Below are 22348 nucleotides of genomic sequence, written 5' to 3'. Positions count from 1 at the left end.
AATCAAGGCGCGGCCGGCCCGCGGGCTTCCATGGCAGATTCCTCTGTGGCCTGGCAATTCGGTTCCGTAGCCATGTCCAGTTTTATCCGCTCCGAGGTCCGGACGGAGAAGATCACCGATCCCGGCGATATCAACGTCACTAACGAGAAGCACACCATCACCGTGCAGGGGGTCGTCACTCGCGGCCTTACCCCATCGGTGAGTAACGAAACCCCGGCGGAGACGTTCGATCGGCTGAAAGTGTCCCTCATGCGACACCGGCGGTACTTCGTGTACGCGCCGTTCGGCAAGACTATCATCCAGGTCGGCGACTCGGGTAACCCCAACAACCCCGAGCAGAACCGCGATTCCGCAAACGGCCCGAAAGTCGTCAGCGTGCGGCCCGTTCACATCTCGGAAATGTGCTTCGAAGTCGAGGTGGTGGTCGAAGTGGTCATGCCGCCGTGTACCGACACCGTTCGCAAGGTCTTGAACCACCACTTTCGGTACACCGAGTCGCGAGATATGCAGGGCTACCGAACTCGGCGGCTCGAAGGCATGATCTTCTGCCGGGACCGGAGCTTGACGAAGGCCCAAGCGATGCAAGTCGCCGGCGTCCCGGCCGTCTTGCCGGGGTATCAGGAAATCGAATTTGATGCTGAGTGGCAGGACGACGCCCTGACGCTGAAGTATTCACGAACCGAGGAACAGTACGAGTTTCGCCCGCCCGACGAGGCGGCTTCCGCCAAGATCGAGACAAAGTTTGACACGAAGCCCGGCACAGCGGCAGTGATGGGCCTTGTCAGCGTCGAGCTCGTTGGAAACGTCGATCGGAAGTACAGCGAGGTGACCGGGCGTGCATTGTCCATCGCCCTGAGCATCGTGGCGGGGGTACAGGTGCAGACCGAGGGGATTGCACCCGTGTTCCACAACTCGATTCAAGGCTCCGCGGACCGCAAGCGAGTCGTTGTTGTCTTGGGTTTTCTAGCCGACATCAAGAAGCTGACGACGGTAGCAGGGGCTTACCGTCGTGACCTGTTCTCCGCCCCGCCCTCGGGAATGCTGCCGCAGGGTTCTAACCCGTACACGATCCCCGCCGACACGCGGAACGAGACCGACCTCCTCCGGCCGCCGTTCCAGGAGCCGTGCGGGTCGCTCGTGACCGTGCCCCCGGCCCCGACGATCACCCGAACGCTCGTCTCCGGCCCGAACCCCCTACTCGGCCTCCTCAACAACGGGCCCGCCAACGGCGGCGCGGCCGGGGCTGGCGGGCCGGCAAACGTCGGCGGCGTGCTGATCGGCACTCCGAACCAGGTTGGGGGCGGTGCCGCGGGGGCCGGCGGGCCGCTGACGCCGCAACAGATCGCCAACATCATCGGAAACCTGATCCCCGTCGGCCCGGTCGGGGGCGGAAGCTCTACCCCGCAGGCGGAGGGGGCGTCGGCGTGGGGCGTGTCGATCCCGTTCGCGGAGTCGGCCGGGACGCTCGCCGACCTGTTCGCCTTCCCCGGCATTGGCTCGCCTGCCTTCGCGAACGACGCCGGCGGCACGCTCCTGACCGCCGACACGCTCGCCGCCTCCGGGTCGTTGTTCGGGTCGCCCGCCTTCCCGAGTACCGCGAACCCGTCGCCCTCGTCGTGGCCGTACCAGGGAAACCCCGCCGCCGGCGCGACGATCGGCCAGCCGCCGAAGGCCGACCCGGTCGACGACCCGTCCACGTACAGCGTCTACCTGATCACCACCGAGGACGACTTCGACACGGGCGACCGGGTCGTCCGGAACGCCGCGGCCGTCGACCCGAAGACCGGGACGCCGTACCCGAACCCGGCGTGGAACGTCGGCCGGAGCAAGGCCACGCGGAAGGTCCGGTGGACGGCCGTCCGGTACGGCGTCCCCCCGCAGGAGCCGGACCCGCACCCGCCGGCCGCGGACACGAACTTCGTTTTCCAGCACGCCAACGTCCTCCGCGAGAACCCGACGAAGGCGGACAGCGGCCACCTGAAGTTCGTGGCCACCGGCGTGTACACGTACGGCGTCCGCCGGCCGGAGTTGCTCACCACGGGGTACGCCGTCGCCCCGTTCCTCCTCCCCCAGGTCAAGGCCCAATTCCCGAGCGGCCTGCCCGAGCCGACGGTCGCCGCCGGGCCGATCTGGTGGGCCATCGCGAAGGCCGCGCCGTCGCCCCTGTACGCCCTCCCCGGGGCCAAGCCGACGCCGACGGCGGACCTGATCTTCTTCAACGGCGTGCAGTTGAACACGGGCAAATGACCCGGGCTAACGGGCATCTGGGGGCAACCCCGGGCACATCGAGCCCGCCCCGTCGAAGGACGTCACTTTCGGGCCCTGGGTGCGGTTGAACGCCGGATCGTAATCTCCGCCTGCGGTGCGCCCGCACCCGGACCACTACCGGCCGCATTGACATTCCCGGGCACGAACGGCATACCCGGCCACCGTCGAATGGCGGCGCGGACATGGGACGACGACTTTCCGCGGTGGGCCTCGTCCTGATCGCCCTGTCGGGGTGTGAAACCGCCGGCAAGGCGGAGCGGGACGACCGCCGCCAGCGTGAACTGGTCGAGGTGAACCACGGGCTGTCGGTCGACCGTCGGGTGGTTCCGAAGACGCCCCGGGAGCGGGACGACCCCCTCCTGGTCGACCCGAGTAGCCTGCCGGAGCCGGAGCGACCGCGGCGGCCGTGAGCACCCGCGGGGGATTCCGGTTTACGCGGCATTGCCGGGCGGCTATTGTCGCCGCCCGCCCGGACCCGTCACGGAGACCGACGCATGCGCACCCTTTTCCTCGCGGTCCTCGGCCTGGCCGCCCCCGCCGCCCGCGCCGACATCGTTTACGACCAGGACTTGCCCGCCGGGGCCACGCCGCCGGCCTTCGCGATCAGCGACCCGTCCCGCAGCCAGATCGCGGCCGACGACTTCGCCCTGACCGCCGCGGCCACGGTCACCGACGTCCGCTGGTACGGGCGGACCGGGGTCACCGCCATCGACCCGGTCGGCCCCGCCACGTTCCGCATCGAGTTCCTTTCCGACGGGTTCGGCCCGATCCCGCTCCCGGGATCGGTGGTGTCGAGCCAAACGGTCGACGTCGGGCGGACGGACGTCGGTACCACCGCCCCGCTGTACGCCTACGCGGCCGCCCTGCCGACCCCGGTCGCCCTCGCCCCCGGCCGGTACTGGCTGTCGATCGCCGAGGTCGACGCCGACACGCCGAACGTCTGGTCGTGGGCGATCGCAAGCCAAAAGCCGGGCGAGTTCCTGGACGTCCGCCGGGACGACACGGCCGCGTGGACGCTCACGGACGGGGCCGCGGCGTTCACCCTCGAGGGCACCACGACGCCGGTCGACGTCCCGGCCCCGCCGGCGATCCTGCTTGCCGGCATCGGGGCGGCGGGGTTTTGGGGCGTTCGGCGACGGGCGCAACCCGTCGCCGAACGCCGAGTGTAAGGTCTAACCGCGGTGGCCGCCTGCCGACTCGGCGGCGCTCACCCGCCCTTCCTCCGGCTTGTTTTCGCGGGGCGTGGTTCGGCGTGGGCGCAGTGCCCCCTTCCTGCCCCGCTGAGATTGTTTCGCCCCCGCAAGTTCCCGAGCACGCTCGGAACCACCCGACACCTCTGCCGGGTCCCTCGGGGCTAGCCGCAGTCCTTCCCGTGCGGCGGGTGCGGCTCAGCCGCACCGATCGGCGTTTCCGGTTGTCGCACCCCGGCGGCCCATTCCGCCCGGGTGAAGTCGTCACCGACACCCCGGCGGGCTCTTCGGCCGGTCGGGGAAGGCGTTTCAGGCCTACCGGGCGTCCTCACGCGGCCGGACCGCGTCCGACGCCCTACCGTGTCTGCGGTCGCGGGCGTCATTCCGCCCGACCGTCGGCAACGAACGTACCACTTCGCGCACGCGCTGACCGGGCTGGCACCGTCTCCCGGGTTCGACTGAGTTGTCGGGCTGAAGGGTGCGGGCGCACCGCACGCGGGCCGCAAGAGTGGGGGAAGACCGGCGGGGACGGGTTTGACAGTCGACTTGATCGCGTGTACAGTAATCCCGTGGTGTCGACCGGCGGCCGCGGGACTCTTGCAGGGACCGCGGCCGCCTTTGTTATACACGATAGTGAACACATTGCCACTTGTTCATTTTTCGACTAATCTCAAATCGGGCACCCCACCACGGTTCCGGACCTTTTCCATACCCCGCCCGTGCGGCGCGCCCGCCCGCATCCCACCCACCCACCGGAGTTGACATGACGCCTGACGACCTCGCCGACCGCGCGGCCGAATGTACGGAGCAGTTCCTCGCCTTCGTCCGGGCCAACGGCCTCAACGGGGCCGTGATCGCCCGCTTGTCGTTCCACCTCGACGCGGCCGACGCCGGCGGCATCCCGTTCGTCGTGACGCCGGCGGGGATGGCCCCGGCGGACGACTCGCCACTCGCCCGCGGTCTGGCCGGCGCGGCGTTCGTCGGCGCGACCGTGGGGCGGATCCACGAGCTGTTCGGCGTCGCCGCGTGCCGGCCGGCGCACCTGCTGAAGCTCAACGGGCTGAACGACGAGTTGAACATCGATGACCTCGCCCCGATCGAGGTCCACGCCGTCGAGATGATCGTCGGCTACCGGGTCGAGGCGGGGGTGGAGGGAGCGAAGGAAGATCGGTGGGACTGGCAGACGGGCGAGCCGACCACACAACCGGCCTTCGCAGACTGAGACCGTTGCCACCCGCACCGACCGGGGAGGGGATGCAAGCAGTTGGCCCTGCTCTCAACGAGAACTTGAGTAGGGATCGGAGTTCACGCGACGGCGGTTGTTCTGATGACCGGGATCATCGCCTGAGGTGTTGAACGGCCCACGGTGAACCAACTGATCGAGATGCTGATGGCGGCGGGGTGGGGGCCAAATTCTCACACAAGGGCGACGGCCGGCGTGGAATTCAGAACACGGTGATGGCACCTGACGTTCGAGTCGATTAAAATGTTCGGGCCGATGACCTCACTTGGCGGTTGCGGTCATCGGCCCGATTCTTCGCGCTTGGGGATCATACCTCATTCCCTTTGGCGCGCAAATCATGGTAGCGATCTTCTCCAACGATTCTCAGCAACAGGGGGCCGGCGTGAAACTCAACCTCCGGCACCGCGTCCGCAACATGCCCTTGGGGAAGGATCAGGCCCTCCGTCCCGTGTACGAAGCGGTGGCGAACGCGTTCGACGCGATCGAGGAATGTCATACGGCGAACAAGTCGCATCGTGTCGTCGTAAGGGTCGTCCGAGGGCAGCCGCCGGCCGGCACACTCCTCGACGGGCTGAGCGGGGGCGTAGGCCCGGTGACGGGGTTTGACGTCGTGGACACAGGGGTCGGTTTCACTCGGGAGAACTTCGATTCGTTTAGCGAGGCCGATTCGCCGCGGAAGGTTTCGAGCGGGGGTAAAGGGGTGGGCCGGTTGCTTTGGCTCAAGGCTTTCGAGAAGGCCGTCATCGAGAGCGTGTACCACGACGGCGCCGCTCTCCAACACCGGAACATCGTCTTCAACCTCGAACACGGGGTTCGTGAGGTTGGAAACGGGGTGGCAACCGACCACAGTGAGGGAACCCTGCTGCGGCTCGTGGGTTTGCAACCCGCGTACTCGTGCCCCCAGCGTACCGAGATCCTCGCGAACCGGCTGATCGAACACCACCTTGAGCAACTCCTCGTTTCATCCAAGGTCCAGTTTCTTTTGGTGGACGAACAGTGCGGGGTCGAGATGGACCTCCGAAAGCATTTCGAGAATCACTACCAGTGTGACACCTTAGACGTGACGTTCAAGGTCCGCAAGCGGCTGTTCAAACTCAAGCACTACTTGGTCCGCGGTGCGATCGGTAGTCACCAACTTGCGTTCTGTGCCCGTCGCCGGTTCGTGACGGCTTACGCCCTCTCGAATCACATCCGGGACCTGAAAACGGCACTTAAACGCCCGGCCCTGGGTGAAGTGTTTTATTTCGGAATGGTGACGGGTAAGGCATTGAACGAATGGGTCAATGAAACCCGCTCCGACTTCAACTTCGCTTCCGCCGACAGCTTTACCGACGAACCCACGGGCGACGAGATTTTAGCTCGGGCGTGCCAAGAAGTCCGAGGCTATCTCACCGACGACCTGTCCAGAATGCGAACACAGAAACAGGAACGGATCAGGAACGTCGTCGCGTCAAAGGCTCCCGAGATGCGGGCGGTCGTCAACCGTCACGAAGAACTCGTCGACAGCTTGGCGATCAACGCCTCGGAGACAGAGATTCTAACGGCGCTCGCCGGCCGCCACTTCGCCGACCGAGACGAGATGAAACAGCTTCACGCCGAGTTGATGAAACTCGCAAAGGCCGGAGAGATGCTCGAGGCCGGCAAGAAGCGGTTGATCGAGCGGTACGCATCGGCGGCGCAACAAGAGAACCTCGTGGCCCTCGGGGCCTTTACCTGCCACCGGAAGGCCGTGGTCGACGTGTTGACCTCGCTGTTGAGTGCGGGAGACGACGGCACGCATCAACTCGAGGAAGCCGTCCACCAGATCATTTTCCCGCTACGGAAGACTTCCGACGGCGTTTCCCTCGACCACTGCAACCTCTGGCTCATCGACGAACGCCTGAACTGGCACCGGTATCTGGCCTCCGACACTCGCGCCGACAAGCTCGATCCGATCAACCCCGAGCCGGGCAAGGAAGGAAAAGAGCCCGACATTATCGTCTTCCACGAAGCCTACTCGACGTCGGAGACGACACAGAACCCGGTGTGCGTGACGATCATCGAGTTCAAGCGGCCGGGCCGCGAGGCATACGACGACGACGAGAACCCTCACAAACAGATTAAGGAGTACGCCAAGCTGATTCGTCGGGGCAAAGCGCGGGACCACCAGGGGCGGATGATACCCGGCGACGAGACGACCAGGTTCTTTGGCTTCATCGTGGCCGATATGACTGAGAAGCTCCGCCGCTTGCTCAAAGAAGAAGGGTATAAGGAGCAGCCGAACGGAGCGCTCTACAGCTACGAGGAGGGACTGTGCCTGCAGATTGAGACGTTGACGTACGCCCAGATGCTTGATTCCGCGACGAGACGGAACAGGGCCTACTTCAAGCAGCTGGGAATGCCGGATCTGTGAGAATCCGCCGCACGATTTAGATTTCCCTCACGGGACCGGCCGAGCAACGGGTCCGGTGCAGTCCCTGGTTCGGCGGGGCTTTGGTCGGTACCGGCCGTCAGAATGGCGACCCCGGTACGTCTGCCGGCGGACGGCCCAGGAACAGCCATTGATCTACCGTATTGGCCGGGGCGAACAGGAACACGCAGCCCACATGCTTGACCCGCCAAGCCGTCGTGTCCCGAGGCGGGGAATAGTAGAACGTCTCCGACATCGACTCGAATTCGTACCCACGTCGCGACAGCCCGTAATACGAGCCGGCGTAGGCTGTGAGACAGACGACCCCAGCGAGCAGGAGTCCCACGCGCTTCCGCCTGGACATTCCAAAACCCTCCTCTTCCGCCCCCGAACGACCACATGCTCACCAGCACCGCGGTTGCCGAGACGTCGAACCAGGGAACCACTTCGTGCCGCGGTGTCGGGTGCATCGCCGGGTTCGGCGTGCCTTTACTCGGGAACGGTGACCGGCCGGACCAACCGCACGCCCTCGTCGGGGAGCGGCTCGCCCGCCATGAACCGGGCGCGGACCGTGCTGGCAAGATGCCACTGCCCGCCGACGCACGCCAGCGACCAGTACGGGTCGAGCGGGTCCAGGTCGCCGACGAACGGATGGGTGCCGCAGACCGCGTCGGCCCCGAACCGCTCGCCCAGCCCGGCCGCGATGCGGAGGTCGGGATACGGCCCCAGGCCGCACTCATCGCGGCACACCAGCACGTTGAGGACGCACGGCCAGGCCGGGTCGCCGGACCTGCCGACCAGCGCCCAGACTGCTCCAGGCTCGTCGGGCAGGTCGGCCATTTCCCCCCGCACGTCCACACGGAGGCCAGGCGGGATGAGGTCAGCGAGCGCGGCGGCGATGGCATCCGGTGCGAGCGGCTTCGACAGTACGATGTCGAACGACTCGGACACCCGGAGCCCTCCGTCGCCGAACAGGTGTTTCGGCACTCGGCTTACGCCCAGCCCGGGAGTGGCCGGGGTCTTGGATACTTGCACACCACCGGGGCGTCCCCGAATCGCTCCTTCCGCTGCTTGGTGCGGCGGCGGATTAGGCACAACCATCGTCGGCGGGAGCACTCCCCGGCGTAGGTCTCGAACGCATCCCGCAGATCGTCCCGGCGAGCCAACTCGCTCGGCTTGAGGTAGTAGTCGAGCGGCCTCTTGTGCCACTTCGGCCGCTTCCGGCCGGCACCCGGCGGGCCTTGTCGCCAGACTGATTCTCTGAACCGCTTGACCGCTTCTGCGAGGGACTCGCCGTCGCGGACTTCGACTCGAACGCCCATGCGTGTGCGTCTTCTACGGCTGACGCGATGCCGGTTGAAAAGTGCTGTTTCCAGAAACCAAATTCAACCCCAGCTTATCGATCATCTGAAACGTCCGCAAGAAGTAAAAACCCTGGCGCGTTTCGGAGAGAGCAACGGGTCAAGGCATCGCCGGATTTGGTGCATCGCCTAATCCGGCGTCTGCGTCCCGGGAGAACCACTCCAATGACTGCGGCCGGTCCCGACAGGCGAACGGGTCGGAGAGCGAGTGCCAAATCGCGCCACACGCCCGACAAACCGCCTCGTAGGTGCAGCCGCTTCCTCGCCCGCCGTCCCACAGGCCGACCCGCCCCCGCCGGTCGAACTCTGTCCCGCCGCAGCGTCCGCATTGAGTCGGTGCAACGCGCTCGTAGTCCGCACCTGGAAACAAACCATGCCCCCCGTCACCGAAACTGTGATTCTGTACCGCTTCGGGACATACGCAATTGCCCCTCCACAACTGGGACAACACCCCAAGCGTAGTGGCCGAGGGCCACGACTGCAAGCACCGACGCGGACGGAGTGTTACTGAGTGGGCCCGCGGTCAGCCTGTCCCGGCCTGTCGGCGTCACGTCACCGGCGAACCCTCATTCCTCGTGGACCTTGATCCGATTCGGGTGCGCTGAACCGTTCGGCGACGGGGGCTCCGGCGGGTCGAACGGGAGCGGGTGGGGGATGTGCCACATCGGGTTGCCGAGGATGCGGACCTCGGACGACTCGACGTGGATCACGTCGCCGGTCGCGTCCAGGCGGACGACCCAGATCGTGTTGATCGACGGGCCGTAGTCGATGAGGAAGTACGCGAGGCCGCCGCCCTTGGGCGTCTCCACCCAGATCTCCGGGTCGATGCGATGGATAGCAGTCATGAGCGGGCCGGGCGAGGGTAGGCGAATGCAAATCTCGGCGGGAAGTCAGCAAGTCGTGTGCCTGCCTCCCCTCGGCCCATTCGATCGCGATGCGGGCTTGAGTTGCATCCGCTGACGGGCCGAGCGAGGGGTCAATTTCCAGCCAGCCTCTTCACCTCGGTTTCAAGCCGATCGACCTTCTCGATTAGGGTGTTAATCGAGTCGAGATAGTGTTTGTTCGTCTTCATCAGGCCCTCTATGTGGTTCAGCAACAGAGCTATCCGCGCGGTCAGTTCATTCGCGTTTTTTTGATCCGACTCGATGTCGAGTGGGGTGTCTGACATGAACTTCGCTCCGGGGGTCAAGTTCAACTTAATATGCTACTGGGCCTTTTTCGCTGCGGAGGGAGTAATCGGCTCCACCGCCGCCCGGGCGGGTATCCAACCGAGAGTGGGGGGCGCGTTCCACTGATTCTCTCACGAGCAAGGTCGAAAACAAACCGGGACGGCACCCGCCGGCCCGGTAGGCCAATGCGCAGTGAGTTCCCGCGGGGGACAGCCGAACCAACGCCTTCCCCGCGGCCCGGCGGTTACGCCGACTTGAGGGCGATCTTCCGCGGCTTGGCGGCCTCGGACTTCGGGCACGTGATGGACAGGACGCCGTTCGCGAGCGTCGCCTCCACCCGGTCCGCGTCCACCCCGCACGGCAGGGCCGCCCGGGTCTCGAACCGGCCGAACGATCGCTCGTCGCCCTCACGGCCGCGGACCTTCCGCTCGCCGCAGACGATCAGTTCGTCGCCGTGGACGGAGATGTCCAGGTCCCCCGCCGTCGCCCCCGGGACGTCCATCTGGAAGTACACGGCGTCTGGGGATTCCCACAGGGCCGGCCCGCGGGTCGGCCACCCGGGGGCGGTGATCCCCTCGAAGAGTCGGTCGAGTACGGGGCTGAGGCGGTTGGCCGGGGCGAACGGGGAGTCGTTGGCGAGAAGGGACAGCATGATTAACCTCCTTCGAGCGTGGTCGGGCACCGCGGGGACAACGGGCGGCGGTCCGTGCCCGACGGGAATCCCCGCCGCCCGCCCGGAAAAATGCAAGGAGCGTGCCCGCGGCGGTAGTCGGGCGGAAGTCGAATTCGACTTAGAAATAAGGAAAATGGAGAGAAAAGCGGCTTGCCGAGGGGTGCCAAGTTGGCAGGGAACGGCGATCGATTTCGTAGCCCCTCGTGAGCCTCGGCCGGAAGTTTCGTTCAGCCGGCCTCGGATGTCAGACGGGGTCGGCCACACCTTGGCAGCCTCGCCGTCCCTCTTCGCCCCTCACCCCTTCCCGAGCACGCCATCCACGACCCAGCACCCGCGCACATGAACCCCCTCACCCCGGCAGTGGCCCAGCACGTCAGCGTCCTCGCACCCGGCGTCTTGGAGCGCGTCGGCGAGGATCGGCAGACGGTCGAAGGCGCGATCGGCGTAGATGCCTTCCGCGAGGCTGACGACAGTGGGCGTGAGCCAAGTTGGTGAGAAGGTGACGGGGCGGAACGGGTTGCCGAAGATGTCGCGGAGAAGAGTGGCCTGTATCCACTCCTCGTCTGCGATCCGGTCTCCCCGGCCGGGTGGGAAGGGCGTCGGGAGCCGGGGCGGGCGGCACGATGTGTACGCCGCGGCGAGACCGGCCGCGGTACATCCCCCGGCCGCCACCGTGGCGTCGGCTTCCGCGGTCTTCACGGCGGCGTGGGTCGCGTTGGATTCCGCCAGGTGGGCGAGTAACTCGCCGCTGTCGAACCGCCCTTGGTGCTGCCCCCACAGAAACTCGCACGCCGCAAGGCCCGCCTTGTAGATTGCCGGTCGCCCCTTTCGAGCCGCCGCCGCCCGGTCTGCCAATTGTTCGGCGAACTCAAGGGCGGCCTTCGCCCGACCGTCCCGGACGAGATGCACAACGCGACGCGCACAAGCGCAGGCGAACAACCGGAACTTACGGAACTCTTCGTGGCCACGGAGGAACCCGAGTAGCCCTGTCGGATTCGTCGCCGCCAGCCACTCCGCTTCCGTCATCGCCCGCCCTCCGGTGCGGTTGTTGAGGCGGTCTCAGTCGTCCACCTGCCCCGACGATGTCAAATGCCGCCGGGCCCGCCGACCGGGTCGGGGAACGGCAGCACGTCGGCCGCGGCCGCGAGGGGCGGCGGGACCGGGGCGGCGTTGCGGGTCATCGCCTGAAAGAATTTCGGGCCACTGTCGCTGACGCCGGTCGGCACGACGCACACCCCGCCTTGGGCCGTCCACCCTTCGTCTAGGAGCGCCTTCACGGCGGTCTCCAAGGCCCAGGCGTCGGCCCCCTCGACGATGCGGTAGTGCGGGTTGCGGTCGGTCATTCGTGGCGTACTCCGGTCGGTGCGTCGACCGAGTCTGGTTTAGCGAAACCGACCGGGTTGGTGATGCGAGGCGGTCCACGAACGCCCGCCCCCGCGGCAACACTCCGGCTCAAAGGCTGCCCACGGTTTCGCGGGGCCCGACCGCCGTCGATTACCCTGTCTGTGACCCCGCCCCCGCGAGCCGACCCATGAGCAGCACCGCCCTCCCGCCCGAACCGCCCGACGATGTCGACCCGCCGGACGACCGCCCGGGGCCGAACCCCGACGACGCCGACGGCAACCGCCGCGGCCGGCCGACGAAACTGACCGCCAAGCTCGCCGAGGCGTTCGTGCAACTCATCCTCCACGGCCAGTTCCGGTCGACCGCCTGCGCCACCCTCAACGTCTCGCCCCGCACGTTCCTCAACTGGATGCGATCGGGCCGGAAGTACCAGGCGAGCGTCTACGGCCACTTCTACCGGGCCGTCGTCTCCGCCGAAGCCGAGACGGAGGCGAAGGCCGTCGCCGAGGTCCTCGAGGCCGGCCGGTCCGCCGACCCGAAGTACCTCGTCTGGTGGCTCGAGCGGAAGTTCCCCCACCGGTGGGGCCGGGACCGCGGCGAACTCGTTGAGGTGAAGAAGCGGCTCAAGGAACTGGAGGAACTGATCGCCGAGGCGAAGGACCTTTCCAGCGGAGTGGAGAACCCGGCGGGCGAGTGACCCGTGCGGTGCGCCCGCACCCCGACGGGCGGGATTTTTTCATTTCTTTCGCCCGGAACGGCACTCTCCGGGCCCACCTGGCCGAAATACCCCGCTCACGACCCGGCCCCCCCCGGACCGGCCGCGTGGTGGTGTGCCTGCTGATCGCCGCTCAGCAGATCGATCCGGACCTCGCAATGCCATTCTGCCTCCGTCACCCAAAGCTTCACACCGAGGTCAGGTGCCCGGTTGACGCCGCTACCGGCATCGCTTAACATCTGACGATTGTAGCGGCGATTCAATTACGGTCATTGGAATCCGTTGCGGGTTAGGAGTCGGTATGTCCCGATTTGTTGAAGTCTCCCTTCGCCACGGGCGTCGTACGGGGAGTGCCTCATTTGTCGGGCTACGGGGTGAACTCTTGGAGGAGCGAGTAGTCCCGAACTCGGCCACCAAGATCACTCTTGAGTCCTCCAAGAACCCGTCGAACACGACGGACACGGTGACCTTTACTGCACAAGTTTCGGCCTTCGACCCGTCCGATCCCGCCTTCCTGTTCACACCTCCGGGCGGGTTAGTCGCCTTTTCGTACACCGTTGATGGTGACCCGACGGCCACCCCCCACGATCTGGGTTCGGCCACGTTCGACTACAGCGGGTATGCCAAAGTCATCGGCTCCGGTCTGCCCGCGGGCGGTCTGCACGTCAAGGCGGACTACGACCGCTACACCTATCCGCTGACCGGGACCGTCTACTTTGGAAGTTCCGCGGACCTCTATCAACTCGTCGTAGACTCCGCCTCTGAATACCAAACCACGACTAAGCTAGTGGTTTCGCCGAACCCGTCGGCCGTCGGCAGTCCAGTGACACTCAGCGCTACCGTCCACGCGGTCGACAGTCCTTACGGTCTGACGCCACCGTCTGGCGGGACCGTCACATTCTCCGTCGCCGGCACGCCCGCGACCACGCTGGGCACGGTGTCTACGGACTTCGACGGCGTCGCCGAACTCACGACCACTGCGATCCCGGCCGGCACGAGTACGATCATCGCCCAGTATTCCGGGACGACGCTCTTCGATACTATCTTCAACCGAAACTTGCCATTCGATGCGAGTAGCGACTCGGTCAGTCAGACCGTCACCAGCCCGCCGCCCCCGGCATCAGATACGCCTCTCGCTGTGAACCCCGACCACCTGCCGAACGGGGTGGTGGGAACGCCCTACTCGCAACTCCTCGATGGGACGGGCGGCCCGGCCGGCATTGATTTCATTACGGTAAACGACGGGTTGCCGCCCGGGCTGAGTTACGACAGTTCGAGGCACATACTCGTAGGCACCCCGACCACCGGGGGTAATTACACGATCCTACTCACGGTCTCTGACATCAAGACGAACGGACAGTTGGAAACCGCCGACTTTAGCCTACCCATTACGATCGACTCACCCCCGTCTCCTCCTCCTCCTCCTCTTCCTCTTCCTCCGCCCCCTCCTCCACCGCCGGCAACGATCGTCCCTCCTGCGGAGTCGCCGGTTTCAATCGTCCCGCCGCCGCCGCCCTCGACGGCCACGTCTCCTCCCCCGCCGTCCCAGGCGTACCCGGCCGCGCCGAGCGCCCTCCCCCTCGTCAGGCTGACGGCCGTGGGGGCCGATGTCGGCGGCAGTCCGGTCGTCATGGTTTACAACGCGGACGGCTCGGTCCGGTTCTCCGTCGCGGCCTACGATCCCGCGTTTTCAGGCGGGGTGCGGGTGGCGGTCGCCGACGTGAACGGGGACGGCGTCCCGGACGTGATTACGACGCCCGGCGGCGGCGGCCCGCCGACCATCAAAGTGTTCTCCGGCGTGGACGGGGGGCAAGTCCGGACCCTGACCGCTTTCGGCGAACTGTTCACCGGCGGGGTGTTCGTCGCGGCCGGCGACTTCGACCGGGACGGGTACGCGGACGTGGCCGTGTCGGCCGACGTCGGGGGCGGGCCGCGGGTGTCCGTGTACAGCGGCAGGGACGGGTCGGTGCTCGCCAATTTCTTCGGCATCGACGATCCGAACTTCCGCGGCGGGGCCCGGATCGGCGTGGGGGACGTGAGCGGGGACGGGGTGCCGGACCTGATCGTGGCCGCCGGCTTGGGAGGCGGCCCGCGGGTGACGATCTACGACGGGCGGGAGATCGCTTCGGCGCAGGGCGGTTCGCCCCAGCACCCCCTCGCCAACTTTTTCGCGTTCGAACAGTCGCTACGGAACGGCGTTTACGTCGGGAGCGGCTCCCTGCCCGGCAAGGGATACGCCAACCTCATCTTCGGGGGCGGGCCCGGCGGCGGCCCGCGAGTGCGGGAGATCGACAGCCAACAACTGCTGGCGGCCGGGGGATTCGCTTCCCTGGACTCCGCGGTCGACGCGAACCCGGCGTTGCAACTGGCCAACTTCTTCGCCGGCGACCCGGACAACCGGGCCGGCGTGCGGGTCGCCATCGCGGACACCGGTGACGGGCGGTCCGCGATCGTCACCGGCCCCGGAACGGGAGCCGGGAGCACGGTCACATACTACGACCCTGGCGGAGCCGAGGTCTCGTCGGAGCAGCCCTACCCGGGGTTCAACGGCGGCGTGTTCGTGGGCGGGTCCGAGGACCCCGTCGAAGTTGACTCGATCGAGATGCCCGCCCTCCCCCTTGGGGAGGCGGTCATCCGCGGTCGCTTCCTGCCGAACGCACACACGACTGTCACCTACGTTGACGATGGCGGCTTCGTGGCCACGGTTGAGGCGTCGGACGTTACGGAGGGGGCGATCACGGCTTTCGTGCCCGTGGCCACCACGGCCGACGGCACCCGGCCGACCGCGTCGGCTGGCGATTTACGTGTTACCGTCCGCCAGACGCCGGCCGGCGGAGGCCAACCCGTCGATGCGACCAAGTCCTCTGAGCCGATTCCGGCCCCGCCGGCCGTTGTCACCCCGGTGGGCTTTTTGACGGAACAAGCCCTCCGGGCTCAGCAGGACGAACTCGACTCCGGCCTTGCGGGTTACCAACAACTCGCCTCAAGCCACGGCATCCAGCCGTCCCAAGACTTTATTACCGTGGGCCAGGAACTCTCATCCTCCCTCCAGCGGCTTGCGGACCAGTTCGCTACCGCGGAGGCGACGGGTGGGGTGTTCGATTTCGGGTCCGATCGAGGGTTCAACGCGGCCCTATCGGATCAGACGATCGCCGCGGAAATGGCCCTCGAAGGGGTGGCGACGCCGGCCACCGCCGCGTCCACGCGGGGGGCCCTAGGGAACTGGCTCCGGCAGGCCGGCGACGCGGCACAAATTGCCAGCAAGGTAATCAAAAATGGCGGCGACTTCCTCGACAAATTCGGGAAGGAAATCGGGCTTGACGTAACCCGTCCGGCAGCGGTGGATGACCTCATTTTTCTGGGGAGGTTGGCGGGTCCTGTGTTGAGGTTAATGGCGGACGCCGCCGACGGCCGACCGATCGACGATACGGCCATTGACGAGATCGCGTCCGTCTTGGACGACCTCGTCAAGAAAGGGATCGACCAGGCTTTGAAAGGGCTGGTTCAACTTCTGTTCACGCCCGAGGAGGCGGCCCTAGTCGCGGTGCTAATTGCGGAGGCGAAGCTGGTCAACACCATCAAGGACAAATTGCTTCCAGCGATCGACCCCCTCCTGACGCCGACGCCCACGCTGTCGGCGTCCGCCACCGCGACGCCTGGGTCGGGGCCGTCATCGACGGCATTTACGTTCACCGCAAAGGCGACGGGCGTCGTGCCGGGATCCACGTACCAGTGGGATTTCGGAGACGGCGGGACGGCAACCGGTGCCTCGGTGACGCACACTTACGCGACCCCAGGAGCCCATACCGCCCGCGTCACCGTGACCGACGGCAAGGGGGCGACGGCGAGTAGTTCCGCCAGCGTGGTCGTACTCGCGGCCGCCTTGGGCGGCACCGTGGAGGTAAACCCGGGATCGGGGGACACCTCCACGCAGTTCACGTTTGCAACGCACTTGACCGGCGGCCTGCCCGGCTACAGCTACTATTGGGATTTCGGGGACGGCTCTTCGTCGTTCGACGCGACCCCGACGCATCGGTACTCGGCCGCGGGGACTTATACGGCCAAAATTTCCGTCGCTGACAGCACAGGCCAATCCGTTAGCGGCTCTCTCAGCGTGACGGTGACTAATGCCGGGACGGGGACGGGGACGGGGACCGGAACGGGGACGGGCACCGGCACAGGGACCGGAACGGGGACGGGCACCGGCACAGGGACGGGCACCGGAGCGGGCACCGGGGCGGGCAGCAACACCCTGTTCAGAACGTGGACAGCGTCGCGGACCCTGGACGGTGGAACAGAGACATTCACGATCACGATCTCAGAGAATGGTGGCACGTTGACGGTTCAGGGGAATCGGGACGACGATTCTGTGTACAGCGGGACGGGTACGTTCGGCCCAGAGGCCATCCGGTACACGACAGACGTGAGCGGGAAGATCAAAATTGGAATCGGGGCAAGTGGCAATGCGGTCGGTAGTTTCACTTCTGGAGATGGTGGGATCCTTTCTCGACCGATGACCAAGGGTTACGAATACTTCGCACTAGGACTGCGATCCGACGGGAAATTGGATGGGTACATCGGCCAGATTGATGTTGTTATGCATTGATAATCACGGCGGAATTGCGCACGCCAAGAGTTAGAAGGCGAGCGACTCGGCTTGCCAGGACACGACGCGATGGGAGAGACGAGCGACGAAAGCACGGAGTAATCAGTACGCTCCGTTGCGAACGCCTGCCGGCAGGACGACCAAGAGGAGGTCCATGCCGGGAGTATGCGTCACATAGACGGTCGGTAACAGCGGCGTTACTCATGAAAAAGGGTGCGGGCGCACCGCAAGGACTGGCATCGAAACCCTAACCGACGGCCGCGAGTGCAAGAGTTGCGTCATCATCTCCTGCACTCAGAATCCTTGTTTTTCAGGGATTTTCATCTTCGTGCAGGAGATGCAGGAGGAGTCCCCCGACTGCCAGGGGACGCGTCGTGCCGTGCCTCCCCCGACTGCCGACCCACTCGATCGCGGACGATCCTCCGACGGCGGTGGACGATCCACGGACGATCATCGCCGGGGCAATCGATTCGCCGCAAGCATATAATTGACAGTTATTTAACTCGATGATCGGACGAATCGGACGACTCGGACGGTCCGGACGGTGTTTCTGCCGACATTCCGGAAGTGCCCAGAGCGTCGACCGAGCGATTGCGGCCAAGCGGCGAACTCGGCCGGAAGGAACGGAATCTTGTCGCCCGCCGTTTGTGGTCGATTATCGCCGCCACTTCCAGACCGCCTACTCGCCGGGCTCGTGGGTTTGGATGACCAGCGGAACTCCAGTTCGCCGTTCAGCCTCGAAGAAGATCCAGGCCAGCCGTCCCGCCGGGTTGGGCGGCAACCGCCAGTCAGGGTGGTGCCCACTGGCCAATTGTCGATACCCCGGCAGGTGGTACCGTCGAGGACGAGAGGCACCATCGCGACGATCGCCGCATGTCGTCGGGGCAAACCACATGACCGCGAGAGAGGCGAGCACTGCCGGCCAAACCACCGCCTCTTGCAGTTCCAAAAACGACGCACGGAACGCCGGCGGTCCGTGCGTCGAAGAATTAGTTGAGCGGGTGGCCGCGTCGTCAGACGACCCGCCGGCGGCCCGCCTCCGCTGGCGAGGGTGCCGGCGTCAGGTCAGTCGGCCGGAGGGGAATACATACTTGTCGCCCGCATGTTGATGCGCCTCGGCGACGAACCCACCCTGCGGCGGCTTCAGCACTCTGTCGGGGGCGTGCCGGACAATTTGTGGCCACGACTGAAGAACCTGCCGACCGGGCAGGCCATCGTTTCCGCGCAGGGGATCGAACCGGCGATGCTCGTGAACCTGGAACCGGGGCGGTGCCGCTTGCGGATGGTGGATTGACTCCCTCGGCGGGCGGCGGCTGATTTCCGTTTCCACGCACTTCGTCGATTTCGCGCTCCCGTCCGTTCATAAAATGGACGACCTGCCCCGCCTGGAAGGTCTGGGTTGACGAGAAATCGCGTTTCGATCAACAATCGGTCCGACCTTCCTGCCACCCGAGTTCCCGAGATCGTTGCTGCCATGCCGTACCGTTTGCTCATTTTGCTCGCCGTGGGTGCGACGGCCGCCGGGTGCGGTCCGACCGAGGACGTGAACACCTACAAGGTGCCGAAGCCGGTCGAGGTGCCGCAGGACGAGGCGGCCGGCGAGTACCAGATTCTCGGGGCGATGTTCCCGGACGCCGAGCCGAAGTGGTTCTTCAAGTTCGCGGGCAAGGCGAGCGAACTCGCCCCCTACGCGGCCGACTTCGAGAAGACGATGGCGAGCGTCCGCTTCCCGAACGGGCTGAAGAATCAGCCGGTCTGGGACAGCCCGCCGGGGTGGGAAACGCTGCCGGGGCGGAACGACATTACGATCGGCGTCATTAAGCCGGACGCGAAGAAGCCGAACCTCGAAGTCACGCTGTCGGTGTCCGGCGGCGGGGCCGTCGGCAACCTGACGCGGTGGGCCGTGCAGCAACTCGGCAACGAGAAGTTCACCCCGGCCAGCATCCCGAAGGCCACGCGGCCGATCGCCGCCGACAAGGTCACCGGCACGTTCGTCGACCTCCGCGGCCCGAAACTCAACATCGGCGGTCCCATGATGATGGGCAAGCCGCGTTCGTAACACTCCCCGCTCCCGAGGCGTTTGACCCGTCATGGCGTTCCAAGACGAACCCGCAGCCCCCGCCCCGAAGCCGGGGCCGGGCGTGAAGGCGATTCTGAAGCCGTTGGCTTCCCTGCAACTGACCGTCGTGCTGTTCGCGCTCGGGATGGGCCTGGTCTTCTTCGGCACCCTCGCGCAGATGAACGACGGCATCTGGACCGTCGTCGAACAGTACTTCTGGTCGATGGTCGTCTGGGTGCCGTTCGACCTGTTCGCCAAGTTCGGGCAGGTGTTCTTCTTCCTGCCGACGAACTTCCACCTGCCCGGATCGTTCCCGTTCCCGGCCGGCAAGTTGCTCGGGTTCGCCATGCTCGCGAACCTGTTGGCGGCGCACGCCGTGCGATTCCGCGTCAGCTGGCGGCGGGCCGGCATTCTCGTCGTCCACTCGGGCCTCATCCTGCTGTTCATCGGCGAGGCGATCACCCGCACGGCTCAGGTCGAGCAGCGGATGATTATCAACGAAGGCGAGTCGGTGAACTTCTCCGAGGACAACCGACGGTACGAACTCGCGTTCGTCCGCACGCTGCCGGACGGCGATCAGGTGACGGCCGTCCCGCAATCGCGACTGGTGCCCGGCGAGCGAATCAGCCACCCCGATCTGCCGGTGGACCTGGAAGTCCTGGAGTACATGGCGAACTCCGAGTTGGCGAAGACGGAGGGGCAGACCAACGTCGCGACCGCCGGGGCGGGCAAGGAAGTCGTCGCCAAGAAGTTGGCCATCGTCTCCGGCGTGGACATGGACAAGCGCGAAGACGTGCCGAGCATGTACGTCCGCTTCCACGACAAGGCCACCGGCGCGGACGTGGGCACGTACCTTTTCTCGCGGTTCCTCAAGCCGGAGCCGCTCACGTTCGGCAACGAGAAGATGACGGCCGTGATGCGGAACATCCGGTACTACAAGCCGTTCACGATCCACCTGATCGACTTTCGCCACGACAAGTACACCGGCACCGACAGCCCGAAAAACTACTCCAGCGACGTGCGGCTGATCGACACCGAGCGGGGCGTGGACCGCGTGCAGCGGATCGCCATGAACGAACCCCTCCGGCACCGCGGCGAGGCGTTCTATCAACACAGTTTCGACCGCGCGACCGAGGCGTACACCGTCCTGCAAGTCGTCCGCAACCCCGGCTGGGTGATCCCGTACATCTCGTGCCTGATGGTCGGCCTGGGCCTGACGGTCCACTTCGGCATGTACCTCGTGAAGTTCCTCCAGAAGCGAAGCCTCTTCCCAGTGGCGGGCATCACGCCGGACGCGGAACCGGCGGTCGAGGCGGGAAAGTGGCTGCCGTGGGGGATTCTCGGGCTCGCGGTCGTGTACGTGCTGGCCCACGCCGGGCGGATGTACCCGCCGAGCGCGCCGTACGACCTCGCCGCCGCTTCGAACCTGCCGGTCATCGACGGCGGCCGCGTCAAGCCGCTGGACACGTTCGCCCGCGTCAGCCTGCGGATCGTCAGCGGCCGGGAGACGTTCAAGGACGAAGACGGCAACAGTCAGCCGGCCATCCGCTGGTTCTTCGACCTGGCGACGAGCGGCACGAGCATCCGCTCCAAGCCGGCCGGCAAGTACAAGGTGCTGAAGATCGAGAACGATCAGGTGCTCGCCGTCCTCGGCCTGGAACAGCGGTCGGGCTTCTTGTACGCGATCAACGAGTTAGTGCAGGACAAGTTCGAGAAGCTGATCGTCGACGCCCGCGCGGCCCGGAAGAAGCGGGCCGAGAAGCAGCCGATCGACCTGTACGAGTCGAAGGCAATCGAAGTTGCCAACCGCCTCGAACTCATCCTGGCGATCAGCACCATGTCGGCCCCGCTGGTGATCCACGGCGAGAAGGGGGAAGACGATTACTCGAACCTCCCCGACGCGATCGAAGGGCTTCAGCAGGCGGTCGCTCAGAAGATCATGACCGACAACAACCTGCCGACCGGCGAGGCCATGAAGAACCTGCCGCCGGCCCAGTTGGAGAAGCTCGAAGCGGACATGCACCGGGAAGTGGGCGAGCGGATCGAGTCTAACCCCGGCCTCCGCCTGTGGACGCAATTGTTGCGGGCCTACGCGACGAAGAAGCCGGACGACTTCAACAAACTGCTGGCTCAGGACGCGCCCGGCTACGCCGTGCAGGGTGTGAAGCTCGACACCCCGCGGATGAAGCTGGAAACCTTCTACAACGCCTTCGCACCGTTCTTCGTGTGCATCGGCCTGTACGTCGGCGTGATCCTGCTCTGCATCGCGAGTTGGTTCGGCCACGCCTCGCCCTTCCGCAAGTCGGCGTTCTGGTTGATGCTGTTCACGGCCGCCATCCACGGAACGTCCCTCATCGCCCGGATGGCGATTCAGGACCGCTGGCTGGTGTTCGTGACGAACCTCTACTCGTCGGCCATCTTCATCGGCTTCGGCTGCGTGGTGCTCTGCCTGTTGTTGGAGAAGATTTATTCCATCGGCATCGGCAACCTGCTCGGCGCGACGCTCGGCGTGCTGACGACGATCGTCGCGCACCAGATCGGTGCGGGCGGCGACACGCTGGAGATGATGCAGGCCGTGCTCGACACGAACTTCTGGCTGGCCACGCACGTCACCTGCGTGACGTTCGGGTACACGGCCACCTTCGTCGCCGGGGCGCTCGGCGTCGCCTACGTCATCGCGGGGTTGTGCACGAGAGCCATTACCCCGGAGATGAACCGGGCGTTCAACAACATGCTCTACGGCGTGGTGGCGTTCGCGACGCTGCTCAGTTTCGTCGGCACAGTCCTCGGCGGCATCTGGGCGGACCAATCGTGGGGCCGGTTCTGGGGCTGGGACCCGAAGGAAAACGGGGCCGTCCTCATCGTGATCTGGAACTCGCTGATCCTGCACGCCCGCTGGGCGGGGCTGGTGAAGACTCGCGGCATCGCACTGCTGACGATCGTCGGGAACATGGTGACGGTGTGGAGTTGGTTCGGCACGAACCAACTCGGCATCGGCTTGCACGCCTACGGCTTCGACAACACGTTGGCGATGGTCTGCACCGGCCTGTGGGTGTCGCACGCCCTCCTCGTGTGCGTCGGCCTGATCCCGCAAGAATACTGGATGAGTTCCCGCCCGCAGCAAGAGGCAGTGGCTCAAGAAGCTGCCCCGCCGAAGTTCGCCCCGCCGGTGCTGACCGGCGACGCCCCTCAGGGCAAGAAAGCGAAGCGGAAGGGGCGGTAAACCTGGAGTAGAGTTTGCCGTCGGAACGGCGAGCGGCCCGGCGTGAGCGGGCCGTGTCTGATACATGCAGACACGGCCCGCTCACGCCGGGCCGCTCGCCGTTGATTA

At 65.9% G+C, this 22348-nt stretch carries 18 protein-coding genes; 10 read left to right on the top strand and 8 right to left on the bottom strand.

Annotation, left to right across the window (positions count from 1 at the left end):
• Positions 1-72 precede the first annotated feature (72 nt).
• The 5 genes from PX52LOC_RS40490 to PX52LOC_RS13805 all read left to right on the top strand — a co-directional run bounded on the left by PX52LOC_RS40490 (position 73) and on the right by PX52LOC_RS13805 (position 7093).
• Entirely contained in the window at positions 73-2247 is a 2175-nt protein-coding gene (locus PX52LOC_RS40490; protein WP_168218983.1) for a hypothetical protein, read from the top strand.
• Between the two features lie 203 nt (positions 2248-2450).
• Positions 2451-2678 (top strand): hypothetical protein, encoded by a 228-nt coding sequence (locus PX52LOC_RS13820; protein ID WP_149110651.1) that lies wholly within the window; start codon positions 2451-2453, stop codon positions 2676-2678.
• Between the two features lie 84 nt (positions 2679-2762).
• Positions 2763-3437 (top strand): hypothetical protein, encoded by a 675-nt coding sequence (locus PX52LOC_RS13815; protein WP_149110650.1) that lies wholly within the window; start codon positions 2763-2765, stop codon positions 3435-3437.
• A 784-nt stretch (positions 3438-4221) separates the two neighbouring features.
• Positions 4222-4680 (top strand): hypothetical protein, encoded by a 459-nt coding sequence (locus PX52LOC_RS13810; protein ID WP_149110649.1) that lies wholly within the window; start codon positions 4222-4224, stop codon positions 4678-4680.
• 481 nt (positions 4681-5161) lie between these two features.
• Positions 5162-7093, top strand: a complete 1932-nt coding sequence (locus PX52LOC_RS13805; protein ID WP_149110648.1) for a hypothetical protein — start codon at positions 5162-5164, stop codon at positions 7091-7093.
• Positions 7094-7190: 97 nt separating this feature from the next.
• Here the strand turns inward: PX52LOC_RS13805 and PX52LOC_RS13800 are convergent, their stop codons facing one another.
• The 8 genes from PX52LOC_RS13800 to PX52LOC_RS13765 form a co-directional block, all read right to left on the bottom strand.
• Positions 7191-7454 carry a hypothetical protein gene (locus PX52LOC_RS13800; protein ID WP_149110647.1) on the bottom strand — a complete coding sequence of 88 codons (264 nt, stop codon included), beginning with the start codon at positions 7452-7454 and terminating at the stop codon, positions 7191-7193.
• Between the two features lie 125 nt (positions 7455-7579).
• The gene (locus PX52LOC_RS13795; protein ID WP_149110646.1) at positions 7580-8041 is read right to left on the bottom strand and encodes a hypothetical protein; all 462 of its coding nucleotides are present in this window, start codon (positions 8039-8041) and stop codon (positions 7580-7582) included.
• Between the two features lie 41 nt (positions 8042-8082).
• Positions 8083-8412 carry a 30S ribosomal protein S21 gene (locus tag PX52LOC_RS13790; protein WP_149110645.1) on the bottom strand — a complete coding sequence of 110 codons (330 nt, stop codon included), beginning with the start codon at positions 8410-8412 and terminating at the stop codon, positions 8083-8085.
• A gap of 605 nt (positions 8413-9017) precedes the next feature.
• The gene (locus PX52LOC_RS13785; RefSeq protein WP_149110644.1) at positions 9018-9296 is read right to left on the bottom strand and encodes a hypothetical protein; all 279 of its coding nucleotides are present in this window, start codon (positions 9294-9296) and stop codon (positions 9018-9020) included.
• A gap of 131 nt (positions 9297-9427) precedes the next feature.
• Complete coding sequence (locus tag PX52LOC_RS13780) at positions 9428-9619, bottom strand: hypothetical protein (RefSeq protein ID WP_149110643.1); 192 nt, start codon at positions 9617-9619, stop codon at positions 9428-9430.
• 245 nt (positions 9620-9864) lie between these two features.
• Positions 9865-10272 carry an Hsp20/alpha crystallin family protein gene (locus PX52LOC_RS13775; RefSeq protein ID WP_149110642.1) on the bottom strand — a complete coding sequence of 136 codons (408 nt, stop codon included), beginning with the start codon at positions 10270-10272 and terminating at the stop codon, positions 9865-9867.
• Between the two features lie 315 nt (positions 10273-10587).
• Positions 10588-11319 carry a hypothetical protein gene (locus tag PX52LOC_RS42505; RefSeq protein ID WP_246173723.1) on the bottom strand — a complete coding sequence of 244 codons (732 nt, stop codon included), beginning with the start codon at positions 11317-11319 and terminating at the stop codon, positions 10588-10590.
• A gap of 59 nt (positions 11320-11378) precedes the next feature.
• Positions 11379-11636: a DUF1737 domain-containing protein gene (locus tag PX52LOC_RS13765; RefSeq protein ID WP_149110641.1), complete on the bottom strand. Its 258-nt coding sequence runs from the start codon at positions 11634-11636 to the stop codon at positions 11379-11381.
• Between the two features lie 188 nt (positions 11637-11824).
• On the opposite strand from PX52LOC_RS13765, the gene PX52LOC_RS13760 reads away from it, so the two are divergent.
• From PX52LOC_RS13760 to PX52LOC_RS13740, 5 genes are all read left to right on the top strand, one after another.
• Positions 11825-12334, top strand: coding sequence for a hypothetical protein (locus PX52LOC_RS13760; protein WP_149110640.1), 510 nt, complete (start codon positions 11825-11827; stop codon positions 12332-12334).
• Positions 12335-12815: 481 nt separating this feature from the next.
• Complete coding sequence (locus tag PX52LOC_RS13755; protein WP_168218982.1) at positions 12816-16958, top strand: PKD domain-containing protein; 4143 nt, start codon at positions 12816-12818, stop codon at positions 16956-16958.
• 1102 nt (positions 16959-18060) lie between these two features.
• Positions 18061-18252, top strand: a complete 192-nt coding sequence (locus PX52LOC_RS13750; protein WP_149110638.1) for an ATP-binding protein — start codon at positions 18061-18063, stop codon at positions 18250-18252.
• Positions 18253-18432: 180 nt separating this feature from the next.
• Positions 18433-19017 (top strand): hypothetical protein, encoded by a 585-nt coding sequence (locus tag PX52LOC_RS13745; protein ID WP_149110637.1) that lies wholly within the window; start codon positions 18433-18435, stop codon positions 19015-19017.
• A gap of 31 nt (positions 19018-19048) precedes the next feature.
• On the top strand, positions 19049-22240 hold the full coding sequence (locus PX52LOC_RS13740) for a cytochrome c biogenesis protein (RefSeq protein WP_149110636.1): 3192 nt from the start codon (positions 19049-19051) through the stop codon (positions 22238-22240).
• Positions 22241-22348 lie beyond the last annotated feature (108 nt).

Source organism: Limnoglobus roseus, assembly GCF_008254045.1.
Taxonomy (GTDB): domain Bacteria; phylum Planctomycetota; class Planctomycetia; order Gemmatales; family Gemmataceae; genus Limnoglobus; species Limnoglobus roseus.
This window is presented reverse-complemented; position numbering and strand designations above follow the sequence as displayed.